General features: G+C 33.8%; 13 protein-coding genes and 1 pseudogene. 8 read left to right on the forward strand and 6 right to left on the reverse strand.

Features of this window, described 5'->3' with window-relative positions:
• The first annotated feature begins 13 nt into the window (after window positions 1–13).
• The 3 genes from HB672_RS03565 to HB672_RS03575 all read left to right on the forward strand — a co-directional run bounded on the left by HB672_RS03565 (window position 14) and on the right by HB672_RS03575 (window position 3,452).
• On the forward strand, window positions 14–1,462 hold the full coding sequence (locus tag HB672_RS03565) for an ATP-binding protein (protein WP_244306571.1): 1,449 nt from the start codon (window positions 14–16) through the stop codon (window positions 1,460–1,462).
• Between the two features lie 10 nt (window positions 1,463–1,472).
• Window positions 1,473–2,255 carry an enoyl-CoA hydratase-related protein gene (locus HB672_RS03570; protein WP_167607800.1) on the forward strand — a complete coding sequence of 261 codons (783 nt, stop codon included), beginning with the start codon at window positions 1,473–1,475 and terminating at the stop codon, window positions 2,253–2,255.
• A 123-nt stretch (window positions 2,256–2,378) separates the two neighbouring features.
• The gene (locus HB672_RS03575; protein ID WP_167607805.1) at window positions 2,379–3,452 is read left to right on the forward strand and encodes a PA0069 family radical SAM protein; all 1,074 of its coding nucleotides are present in this window, start codon (window positions 2,379–2,381) and stop codon (window positions 3,450–3,452) included.
• A 121-nt stretch (window positions 3,453–3,573) separates the two neighbouring features.
• On the opposite strand, the gene HB672_RS03580 is transcribed toward HB672_RS03575, so the two are convergent.
• From HB672_RS03580 to HB672_RS03600, 5 genes are all read right to left on the reverse strand, one after another.
• The gene (locus HB672_RS03580; RefSeq protein WP_167607808.1) at window positions 3,574–4,029 is read right to left on the reverse strand and encodes a GNAT family N-acetyltransferase; all 456 of its coding nucleotides are present in this window, start codon (window positions 4,027–4,029) and stop codon (window positions 3,574–3,576) included.
• Entirely contained in the window at window positions 4,016–4,675 is a 660-nt protein-coding gene (locus HB672_RS03585; protein ID WP_167607812.1) for an HD domain-containing protein, read from the reverse strand. The genes HB672_RS03580 and HB672_RS03585 overlap by 14 nt, the downstream gene beginning before the upstream one ends.
• Window positions 4,665–5,405: a lysophospholipid acyltransferase family protein gene (locus HB672_RS03590; protein ID WP_167607816.1), complete on the reverse strand. Its 741-nt coding sequence runs from the start codon at window positions 5,403–5,405 to the stop codon at window positions 4,665–4,667. Before HB672_RS03590 ends, HB672_RS03585 begins: the two co-directional genes overlap by 11 nt.
• Before the next feature lie 52 nt (window positions 5,406–5,457).
• On the reverse strand, window positions 5,458–5,856 hold the full coding sequence (locus HB672_RS03595; RefSeq protein WP_167607819.1) for a hypothetical protein: 399 nt from the start codon (window positions 5,854–5,856) through the stop codon (window positions 5,458–5,460).
• Between the two features lie 113 nt (window positions 5,857–5,969).
• Window positions 5,970–6,380 carry a BrxA/BrxB family bacilliredoxin gene (locus HB672_RS03600; RefSeq protein WP_167607822.1) on the reverse strand — a complete coding sequence of 137 codons (411 nt, stop codon included), beginning with the start codon at window positions 6,378–6,380 and terminating at the stop codon, window positions 5,970–5,972.
• 117 nt (window positions 6,381–6,497) lie between these two features.
• Here HB672_RS03600 and HB672_RS03605 point away from each other — a divergent pair, with 117 nt between their 5' ends.
• Both HB672_RS03605 and HB672_RS03610 read left to right on the forward strand, forming a co-directional pair.
• Window positions 6,498–7,268, forward strand: a complete 771-nt coding sequence (locus HB672_RS03605; protein WP_167607827.1) for a TerB family tellurite resistance protein — start codon at window positions 6,498–6,500, stop codon at window positions 7,266–7,268.
• 9 nt (window positions 7,269–7,277) lie between these two features.
• The gene (locus tag HB672_RS03610) at window positions 7,278–7,490 is read left to right on the forward strand and encodes a hypothetical protein (protein ID WP_167607833.1); all 213 of its coding nucleotides are present in this window, start codon (window positions 7,278–7,280) and stop codon (window positions 7,488–7,490) included.
• A 27-nt stretch (window positions 7,491–7,517) separates the two neighbouring features.
• On the opposite strand, the gene HB672_RS03615 is transcribed toward HB672_RS03610, so the two are convergent.
• On the reverse strand, window positions 7,518–7,664 hold the full coding sequence (locus HB672_RS03615) for a hypothetical protein (protein WP_167607836.1): 147 nt from the start codon (window positions 7,662–7,664) through the stop codon (window positions 7,518–7,520).
• Between the two features lie 197 nt (window positions 7,665–7,861).
• On the opposite strand from HB672_RS03615, the gene HB672_RS03620 reads away from it, so the two are divergent.
• The 3 genes and pseudogenes from HB672_RS03620 (at window position 7,862) to feoB (ending at window position 11,726) form a co-directional block, all read left to right on the forward strand.
• On the forward strand, window positions 7,862–8,515 hold the full coding sequence (locus HB672_RS03620; RefSeq protein WP_167607839.1) for a metal-dependent transcriptional regulator: 654 nt from the start codon (window positions 7,862–7,864) through the stop codon (window positions 8,513–8,515).
• A 1-nt stretch (window position 8,516) separates the two neighbouring features.
• A complete protein-coding gene (locus HB672_RS03625) occupies window positions 8,517–9,551 on the forward strand; it encodes a metal-dependent transcriptional regulator (protein WP_167607842.1) in 1,035 nt (344 codons plus the stop codon).
• A pseudogene (gene feoB / locus HB672_RS03630) lies at window positions 9,541–11,726 on the forward strand (ferrous iron transport protein B). Before HB672_RS03625 ends, feoB begins: the two are co-directional and overlap by 11 nt.
• Window positions 11,727–11,754: the final 28 nt, after the last annotated feature.

An 11,754-nucleotide genomic window follows, 5' to 3' on the forward strand; every position in this document is an offset into this window, starting at 1 on the left:
ATAAATTTATTAAATGGCAGTTAAAAGACTTTCCTTACGTTCGCGTATTTTTCTATACATGATTTTATTGGTTGTGGTAGCTTCTATTTTAATAGCAGCAGTGACACTTTATCAGTATAACGAACAGTCTAAAGATTATAATGCACAACGTTTAGAGCGTAAAGAAAGACAAATTTTATCCAGTATGGATTATGTGCTAGAAGAAACAACTTACGAGCGCTCAACCGAAAAATTAGGACTTATTTTTAAAGATAAAATTTATGAAATTGCTAATAATTTAAATGTTGATTTTAACCTATACGACCTTCAAGGCACTTTAGTGAAGAGTTCAGTACCAAGTATTGAAAATGATTCTATATCTAGGTGTTTATCCCCTGAAATCCTTAACCAATTAAACTTTAGTGTAAATAAACGTTTTGTTGAGAAAAATGAAGTAATTGGAGGCGATTTTCAATCGTCTTATATCCTTTTTTCAGATTACAATGCCAAGCCTTTAGGGATATTGCATGTACCATATTTTGATGACAACTCCTTTAATGAAGAAGAGTTAAAAGAGTTTTTGGTGCGTTTAGGATATGCCTACTTTTTTATGATTTTAGTAGCTATTTCGTTTGCTTATTTTGTATCACGCTATATCACAAGATCCCTAAAAACCATTAGTGATAAAATGAATGAAACTCGCTTGGAAAAGCGAAACAAAAAAATCGAACTCGAAGGAGCTAGTATTGAAGTTTCTGCGCTTGTTAAATCTTATAATAGCATGATTGATGAACTTGAGGAGAGTGCTGTTCAGTTAGCAACTAGCGAACGCGAACAGGCATGGCGAGAGATGGCAAAACAAGTAGCTCATGAGATTAAAAACCCGTTAACACCAATGCGATTAACGGTTCAAAGTTTTCAACGTAAGTTTGATCCAAACGACCCAAGTGCTCGCCAAAAACTGGATGAGTACAGCAAAACGCTCATTCAGCAAATAGACACGATGAGTTCCATCGCTTCAGCATTTTCAAATTTTGCCCAAATGCCTGCTCAAAAAAGCGAACGATTAAACATCGTTGAGGTTGTAGATTTAGCATTAGATATTTTTGCCGAAAACTATATAACTTTTATTCCTGAAAAGAAAGAAATTATAGCAACTTTCGATAGAACACAACTTATTAGAGTAGTTACAAATTTGGTAAAAAATGCGATTCAAGCCATTCCCAAAAACAAAACACCTAAAATTACCGTTAAAGTATTTTCAGAAGGGAATAATGTTATTCTAACTGTTGAAGATAATGGTAACGGAGTTATTGATGAGAATAAATCTAAAATTTTTGAACCTAAATTCACTACTAAAAGTAGCGGAATGGGATTAGGCTTAGCTATGATAAAAAACATTATTGAAACCTATAACGGAAATATTACTTTTGTATCAACCGAAAAAGAGGGCACTACTTTTAAAGTGAGCTTTCCAAAATAACTAGACTAAAATGATTTTTGATAATATTTTATTAGCTGAAAACAGTGGTATAGCCACCATTACTATTAATAGACCCAGTAAACTAAACGCCCTTAATAGTACAACAATTGATGAGCTTCATAATGCTCTAAAAAGTATTAAAGACCGTATTGAGGTTAAAGTAATTATAATTACTGGAAGTGGTGAAAAAGCATTTGTTGCTGGAGCAGATATTAGTGAATTTGCTGATTATAGCATTGAAGAAGGTAGTAACCTAGCAGCTCAAGGGCAAAAAAAATTATTCGATTATATAGAAAATTTCAATAAGCCAGTTATTGCTGCCGTTAATGGATTTGCGCTTGGTGGTGGACTAGAGCTTGCTATGGCGTGTCATTTTAGAGTAGCTAGTATTAATGCTAAAATGGGATTGCCAGAAGTATCCTTAGGAGTTATTCCAGGCTATGGAGGAACACAACGTTTACCTCAATTAATAGGAAAGGGAAGAGCAATGGAAATGATAATGACAGCTGGTATGATTGATGCTAACCAAGCCTTAAGTTATGGATTGGTAAATCATGTTACAGCTCAAGAGGAGTTAGTACTTCTAGCTGAAAAACTAGCTAGTAAAATTATGCGAAATTCATCGGTAGCTATTAGCGCAGCTATTAGAGCAATTAACTCAGGTTTTAAAGATGGCGTAAATGGTTATCAAGCTGAAATTGATGAATTTGGCAACTGCTTTGGGACTGAAGATTTTGAAGAAGGAACTACTGCCTTTTTAGAGAAGCGTAAAGCGGATTTCCCAGGAAAATAATTCATATTTGACTTGGTATGTTTGGGTTGTTAATAACCTAAAACTCCTTTAACAGTTTTCAATTATTATATTGATTAATTTAGAGTGCTACTTACTTAGTATTCACACTTTATTTTAACTATTATGAACCCCAAGTCAACCTTAAAGGGTCGTGGTGCACAATTAAATGTACCCAACCGTTTCTTCGAATTAAGCCATGAACAACGAGACGATTTCCTGGAGTTTTGCCACAAAGAAGGCGAAAACCCAGATAAAAATAAAACACTATATCTTCCTGTATTTCCCAAAACTATTGTCAATAAAGTCACAAGTCCAGATGTTGGTATGATGTACTCAATGAATCCATATCAAGGTTGCGAACATGGTTGTGTATATTGTTATGCTCGTAATAGTCATGAATTTTGGGGATTTAGTGCAGGATTAGATTTTGAGCGACGTATTTTAATTAAAAAAGATGCTCCTAAATTATTGGAACAATTATTAAAGAAGAAAAGTTGGAAAGCGGAAACCATAGTCATGTCTGGAAATACAGATTGCTATCAACCAGCGGAAAAACAATTTGAAATTACGAGACAATGTTTGGAAATCTTTTTAAAGTATAAACATCCTGTTGGTATTATTACAAAAAACGCTTTGATTCTACGTGATTTAAACATTTTGAAGGCATTAGCAAAAGACAATCTGGTAGGGGTCAATATGTCTATCACGTCGCTGTCTGAAGAGACACGACGTATTTTAGAACCTAGAACAGCAACAACTAAAAAACGATTGGAAACTGTGAAAACACTTTCAGAAAATGGAATTCCTGTAAACGTCATGTTGGCACCCATAATTCCATCTATAAACAGTCATGAAATTTTACCTTTAGCCAAAGCTGTGTCTGAAGCTGGAGCTTTATCAATAGCACATACTATCGTTAGACTTAATGGTGCTATAGGCGAAATTTTTATCGATTGGATTTATAAAACATTGCCTGATAAAGCAGATAAGGTACTACACCAAATTGAAAGCTGCCATGGAGGTACTTTAAACGAAAGTCGCTTTGGTGTTAGAATGCGTGGTGAAGGACAAATAGCCAAACAAATAAACGATTTGGTGCATTTAGCGAGACATAAGTATTTTAAAGGAAAGCGAATGCCAAGATTAAGCACAGAACTTCATGAACAATATAAATTTGGACAGATGAAGCTGTTTTAGTAAATCAAATTTGCGTCAGTTTGAATGTCAAATTTTTATTTGATGTATCGAAAACAAGAAAATTGGAAAAGCCTCAGACTTCTCGATACAAAATTCTTTTAGAATTTCACTCGAAGTGACATCACAGGGTTTTTTCAAACACAATTTTTGTTTGGCCTACTTCATTTGTGTAAATGTTTGTGATATCAAAACCATTTTTAAGATTTAAAATCATCATCGGTTTAAATCGATTCATTGATTTTGTTCTCAATGCTTGATACCCTTTTTCTATAGCCTTTTGTTCCTGCAATTGTACAAGTTGTTTTGCAATACCATTCCCCCTGTTTTCAGGTAAAACGCCTCCAACCCAACTGTAAAAAGTAATGTCATTATATCGATATCCAATTTTAAAACCTAAGAGTTGTTTTTGTTGATAACAAAGAATCATCAAAATGTCTTCTTTTTTATGAATTCGTTCTTTAAAAAAAATCAATTTATAATCATCAAATATCGATTTGTAAACTATCAATATTTCTTGAAGAAGCTTTTTCGAAGGAACGCCTTCTACTATTTTAAAAGTAAACTTATCGTGTTCCATCCCATTCTGCATAAAACTGATCCAAGTATAGTTCCATAAATTGATGACGCTGTTTTGCGATTCGCTTACCAGTTTTAGTGTTCATTTTATCAGAAAGCAATAACAATTTTTCATAAAAATGATTGATGGTCGGTGCTGTAGATTTTTTATATTCTTCCTTAGTCATCTTCAAATTTGGCTTTATAGAAGGGTCAAATATCTTTCTGTTTTTAAAACCTCCGTAATTAAAACAACGAGCAATACCAATAGCTCCAATAGCATCTAACCTATCAGCATCTTGAATGACATCCAATTCGGGTGACGTAAATTTCTTGCCTTTTTCTAAAGACTTATTAAATGAAATATAATTGATGATATTTATGACATGTTCAATCACCAAACTATCTACATTGTGTTTGAACAAAAACTCCCTTGCCATTTTTGGACCGATAGTATCATCACCATCATGAAATTTACTATCAGCAATATCATGCAATAAAGCACCTAATGCCACTACTAAGGCATCTACCTCTTCGCCTTTAGAAATTAGCAAAGAATTATTATACACCCTTAAGGTGTGAAACCAATCGTGACCACCTTCAGCATTTTTTAAAGTAGTTCTTACATAGTTTTTTGTTGCTTCTATGATGACTTCGTTATTCGTCATAATGAATATCTTTTATAATGGTTTGTTCAATTTGTTTTACTAAGGCAATTGGCTCTTCAGAATTAACTGCAATGGGTTGATGTACTTTAAATGTAATATGCGCTCCCAATCCCATTGGAAATTTTCCATAGCGCAACGTTTTCCAGGAATTATTAATGGAAACAGGAACTACTAATGCATTTGGCATATGATTCATCAATGTAACTAATCCTTTTGTTTTAAAAGGTTTCGGCTTGCCAGTTCTGCTTCGTGTTCCTTCAGGAAAAATAACGGCAGCCCAATTGTTTTTTTCGACACGTTTAGCAAAGTTTTCAATAGCTTTTATAGATTCAATAGGCTTTTTTCTATCAATTAGAACAGAACCTCCATGACGTAAATTGTAGGACACACTCGGAATCCCTTTTCCTAATTCTTTTTTGCTTATAAATTTTGGATGATGTTTTCGCATATACCACATTAAAGGCGAAATGTCGTACATACTTTGATGATTGGCGACTATAATTAAGGGACGATTGGAATCTATTTTATGTGGATTGTTAAACGTAAATCGAGTTCCTAAAATATTTAAACAGCGCATTAACCAGAACTGTAAACAAATTACGACGCGTTTATGTGCTTGGTAGCCTAGAACATTAAAAGCGAACCATTGTATAGGATGAAAAACTATAAGTGTCAAAAAAAAGAAAAACGCATAGATAAGCGTTAAAGGGTATGCTAGAAGTTTAATCATTTTTTAATGCTAAATAGGCATTCAAAAGTAGGAAAAACAAAAGAAAATACCTTTAAAAAATTGGATTACATGTGTTATCAAGACATTCAAACCCAACAGGAGGAGGAGCAATAGAACAATCTGAAATAATCTCCCATTTTTCGTTAAGCTCTTGTTCTAACTGATTATAATCATCTACCCAAAGCAGTAATTGATCAACATCTATTGAGTTTGTGTAAATTAAATAGGTCCAAGGTCCACCACAAGGCTTACTTCCAAAACCTATAAATAAGCATTCGGTATTCTCGTTGCAAACAGACGTTGCTGCTAAATCTTCAATTTCATCTTTGTAAATATTTAGTTCAGCCCTTTCTTCTTCAAAAGTTAAAGGAGGCTTGTCTTCATCACATTGCGTAGCCACAAAAAAGAAACAAAAAGAAATAAGCACAAAAGTTAGTTTTAAACTTTTCATAACAAGAGTTTATTTTAAGATGCATTAATATTCTATAAGTTGCGTAAAAGCATAAAAAAACCACGACTAAATCGTGGCTTAATTTTTATTTGTCAATTTGTAATGACTGTTTCTTAACAATTTGCATTGTAAGCATCAACAAGATTTTCAGCAATCATTTCAGCTGGACGACCTTCAATGTGGTGACGCTCTAGCATGTGAACTAACTCTCCATCTTTAAACAATGCCATACAAGGAGAACTTGGTGGAAACGGAATCATAAATTCACGCGCCTTATCAGTTGCTTCTCTATCAACACCTGCAAAAACAGTCACTAAATGATCTGGACGTTTTGCATTTTGTAAACTTTGTCTAGCCCCTGGTCGAGCATTAGCTGCAGCACAACCACAAACAGAATTTACAACTACTAATGTTGTTCCTTCTTTTGCCATAGCTGTCTCAACTGCTTCAACGGTGTGTAATTCTTCGAAACCTACGTTTGTTAAATCCTCACGCATAGGTTTTACTAATTCTGCTGGATACATATTTTTAATTTTAAGAATTATTAATTTAAAGCACAAAGATACCAATTGTGTAACAATTTCCGCATCCAATCTACTAACAAATAGTATATTTGGTCATAATTAAAATCTATTACTTACATGAGTTTTTCAAAGTGGATTGGAGCATCGATAGGTTGGTCGTTCGGAGGCCCAATTGGCGCTATAATTGGATTGGCATTAGGAGGTATTGTGGATGCAATGGCAAAAGGAGGAAGTCCTTTATTGGGCGAACGACAAACTGGACGTCGCCAAACAACTTATAGAACAAGACCTAGGCAAAGACCTCAAACACAACCAGGAGATTTTGAAGTAAGCTTATTAGTATTAGCATCCATTGTTATAAAAGCCGATGACCATCAAGACCAACGCGAGCTTGATTTTGTACGTCAACAATTTACAAGCATGTATGGTAAAGAGCGTGCAAATCATGCGTTTAAACTCTTTAAAAACATAAGTAAACAAAGTATTTCTACACGACAGGTTTGTAACCAAATACGACAGATGATGGACCATCCATCACGTTTACAACTCCTTCACTTTTTATTCGGAATAGCTAAGGCTGATACGCACGTTACTGAAAACGAAATTAGACAGATTTATACTATATCAGGTTATTTAGGTATCAGCTCAAAAGATTTTGAGAGCATCAAGGCTATGTTCTTTAATAGCACCGAAAATGCTTATAAAATTTTGGAAATTGATAAATCTGCCTCAGTAGATGAAATTAAAAAAGCCTACAGAAAAATGGCGAAGAAATATCATCCTGACCGCTTAATTCACTTAGGCAAAGAGCATCAAAAGGGTGCTGAAGAAAAATTTAGGCAAGTGCAAGAAGCGTATGAGCAATTGCAGAAGGAAAGAGGATTTTAATTTGTTATTATGATTTGGATTATTGGAATTGTTTTTATTTTTATTGTAGCATTTATTATAATTAAATTTTCAATTGATACTACAAAAAATCCAGACTCTAACCTTGGAATATTAGAACATCCTAGCACTTATAAAAAACAAAACATAGAAATGATTGATGAGTCTGTAGACTTAGTTGACAATAAGGATAGTCCTGATGATGACACTGTTAGTTGGCGATAATGGTATAAAGATTTAAACCATAAAAAGCTATTCTCGTTTTTTCTCTTGTATTCGTTTATCTATGTATTTAAAATAGCGTTTTTCTTTATACTTTCTGTATAAAAACGCAATAACTACAAATAGGCCAAGAATCATTATTCCACCTTTTCCAGTTATATAGTCAATTAGTTCCATAACATTAAATTAAGGGCGTTATAGTCGGCAATAAAACAAAAACTTTCATTGCGACCATTTATTTTAGACCAACTGCATGATTGAACGTTATTTGTAAACCTATTAGCAATTATAGATTAAATAAATTTTTAGTCTTCCCTAAAAATATTTTTACCCTTATATAAATATTACTATCTTTGTCATCTAAAATTTGTGATTTGGTTACATTATCAGAAGAAAATTATTTAAAGGCCATCTACCATTTGGGAAACCAAGGAGATAACACAGTGAGCACCAATGCTATTGCTGAGCAAATAGATGCCAAAGCATCTTCGGTAACTGATATGATTAAAAAACTAGCCGAAAAAGAGTTGGCTAACTATATAAAATATCAAGGCGTAAGTTTAACAGAGACAGGACGTTTGACTGCAAGATCAGTGATTAGAAAGCATCGTCTTTGGGAAACGTTTTTAGTAAATAAGCTCAATTTTTCTTGGCATGAAGTTCATGACATTGCCGAACAATTAGAGCATATTAAATCTGAAAAGCTTATCGACAAACTAGACGATTTTCTAGAAAACCCAACACACGACCCTCATGGAGACCCAATACCTGATAAACATGGAAATTACACCAAAATAAAAAGTAAAAGTATTTTAGATATTAGCACTGGAAGTCAAGGTGTTTTAATTAGCGTCAAAGACTCTTCTAAAGCGTTTTTAAAGTATTTAAATAAAAACGAATTGGCTTTAGGTGACATGATTAGAGTAGTCGATTTTGAACCTTTTGATGAATCGTTTACTATTGAAACCAAATCAAAAACCATGACCATTTCCAAAAACGTCGCAGAAAATCTCTATTTAAGTGTATAGCATGAACGATTACAATCCAATATCAGCACTTATCATATTTTTTGGAATAACCATCTTATTGTTCTTGCTATTTAGACCAACTAAAGGATGGTTTTGGTTGCTGAAAAGAAACTTTAAAAGTGACGAAAAAGTAATTATTGAAGACATCCTAAAACAACTCTATCACTTTGAAAATTCAGGAAATAAAGTGGATACTAAAACATTGGTTCAGTCTTTAAATTTTAAAAACAAAAGTATTGTTGAAGCCATAAAAAAAATGTCCATCAATGACTTAGTGTATTTTGATAAGGATGCATTAAAACTTACGGAAGAAGGTCAGGAATATGCTCTACGAATCATAAGGGTTCACCGCCTCTGGGAACGATATTTGGCAGATAGAACAGGGTTTCATAAAAATGAATGGCACGATAGAGCTGAGCGTATGGAGCACAAATTGAATCGTGACGAAACCAATAAATTGGCATCTCAACTTGGAAACCCTAAGTTTGATCCACATGGTGACCCAATTCCAACTAAAACTGGAAAAATTGCTGAAATTGAAGGTGTGGAATTACCATTATTGCCTGTAAATTCCATAGCAAGAATCACTCATATTGAAGACGAGCCAGAAGTTATTTACAAACAAATACTTGCTGAGAATATTCATATTGGCTCTTTGCTTAAAGTAGTTGAAAACAATAATACACGTATCGTATTTCATTCGGAAGGTGAAGAAGTGGTATTAGCTCCAATTGTGGCTTCAAATCTTACAGTATTGCCAATAGAAAAGGAAGTTGTGATAGAAGATAATATTGCACGTTTATCTGGTTTACAAGAAGATGAAGAAGCCGAAATTATTGGAATATCAAAAGAAAGCAGAGGCGAAAGCAGAAGACGTTTATTGGATTTGGGCTTTGTAAAAGGCTCAAAAATAAAAATAGACTTATTAAATCCTTTAGGAGAGCCTCATGCTTATTTGGTAAAAGGAACATCTATTGCTTTACGAAAAGATCAAGCATCTAAAATTCTCATTAAAAAATTAGACAATGGATACTAAAGCAGTAAAAAGTGCTTGCGAAACTTGTGCGCATTTCAATGCCGAGGGAATGAAAAAACTTGGTATTAACACTGAAAATTTCGACTTTGTTGTGGCCTTAGCTGGAAACCCAAATACAGGGAAAAGTACAGTTTTTAATGCCTTAACGGGATTACGCCAACATACAGGAAATTGGCCAGGAAAAACTGTCACAAGAGCAGAAGGTGGTTTTCAGTACAATGAGCAGAAGTATAAACTGGTGGATTTGCCAGGAACTTATTCGCTTTTATCTACATCAACTGATGAAGAAGTTGCAAGAGATTTTTTACTCTTTGGAAGACCAGATGTTACTGTAATTGTCGCAGATGCGAACAGATTAGAGCGTAACTTGAATTTAGTACTTCAAATTTTAGAAATAACTGATAAAGCTGTGTTATGCCTAAACCTAATGGATGAAGCTAAACGCAATAATATTGTGATTGACCAAAGGACATTAGCAAGAGACTTGGGTATACCAGTAGTGGCTACAAGCGCAAGATATAATGAAGGTGTCCCTGAGTTAATTCAAACTATTTCTGAAGTAGCAAACGGAACCATTATTTGTAAGCCTCATCGCATTAAAAATGTGCCACCAAATATTGAAAAGGCTGTAAAAAAGTTGAGTGCTGAAATAGAAAAAGAATTTCCAGGAATATCAAATAGTAGATGGATTGCTTTTAGATTATTAGAAGGTGATTCTCAAATAATAGAAGCTCTAAAGACTGGTGAATTAGTGTAATTATGACTAAGAAGAATATTGAACATATTATTGAATTATCAAACGAATTACGTTGGCAAATAGGTGACGATTTCCACGATAATTTAACCGAAGGTATTTACGCTGATGCTGCAAATATTGTTAAAGATAGTGTCCATACTGAAAAAGGAAAAAAAAGATTTCGATTAGATTCAAAAATCGATAAGATTGTTACAAGCAAGACGTTTGGATTTCCAATTATGTTTCTCATTTTGGGAGTTGTTTTATGGCTAACAATTATTGGAGCCAATTACCCTTCATCGATGTTGGCTAATTTGTTGTTAGATACAATTCATCCAGCATTAAAAAGTGGCGCATCAAGTATTGGAATGCCTTGGTGGCTCGATGGGTTTTTAATTGATGGCGTGTATTTAGCAGTAGCTTGGGTAATTGCGGTGATGTTGCCGCCAATGGCAATTTTCTTTCCTTTGTTCACTCTACTTGAAGATTTTGGTTATTTACCACGAGTTGCATTCAATTTAGATAATTTATTTAAGAAATCTGGAGCTCATGGAAAACAAGCATTGACTATGAGTATGGGTTTTGGCTGCAATGCTGCAGGTGTTGTAGCTACAAGAATTATTGATAGTCCTAGAGAACGACTTATAGCAATAATTACCAATAATTTTTCGCTCTGTAATGGACGTTGGCCAACACAAATATTAATTGCTACAATTTTTATTGGAGCAGTAGTACCTTCGTCATTTTCAAGTGTGGCAGCTTTACTATCAGTAATTGGAATAGCAGTTTTAGGAATGGCTTTCATGTTTTTAACGTCTTGGGCATTATCAAAAACTGTTTTAAAAGGTGAAGTTTCTACCTTCAATTTAGAATTACCTCCATACAGGCCACCACGTTTTTGGAAAACACTTTATACATCATTAATTGATAGAACTTTAATTGTATTGTGGAGAGCTATTGTTTTTGCAGCTCCAGCAGGTGCAGTTATTTGGCTGATATCAAACATTTTTATTGGCGATGTAAGTATTGCTGTATGGTTAATTGATTCGTTTGATGGTTTTGGATGGTTGTTAGGATTAAATGGGGTTATTTTATTGGCCTATATCGTGGCAATTCCAGCTAATGAAATCGTTATTCCAACTATTCTAATGTTAACAGTTATGGCTACTGGAATTTCTGGAGGTGAAGGTGCAGGTGTAATGTTTGAACTCGACTCTATGGATGCCACAGCAGATATTTTGAAAGCAGGAGGCTGGACATTATTAACAGCTATTAATTTAATGCTGTTTAGCTTGCTTCATAACCCATGTAGTACAACAATTTATACCATTTATAAAGAAACCAAAAGCACCAAATGGACAGTTGTAGCTTCAGTTTTACCTGTGATTTTAGGGTTTATTGTCACGTTTTTGGTCGCTCAAATCTGGAGGCTTTTTTAATCAATTTTCAATTTTATATATAATATAA

Origin of the sequence: Gaetbulibacter sp. S0825 (assembly GCF_011777505.1) — a bacterium.
Lineage (GTDB): Bacteria > Bacteroidota > Bacteroidia > Flavobacteriales > Flavobacteriaceae > Pontimicrobium.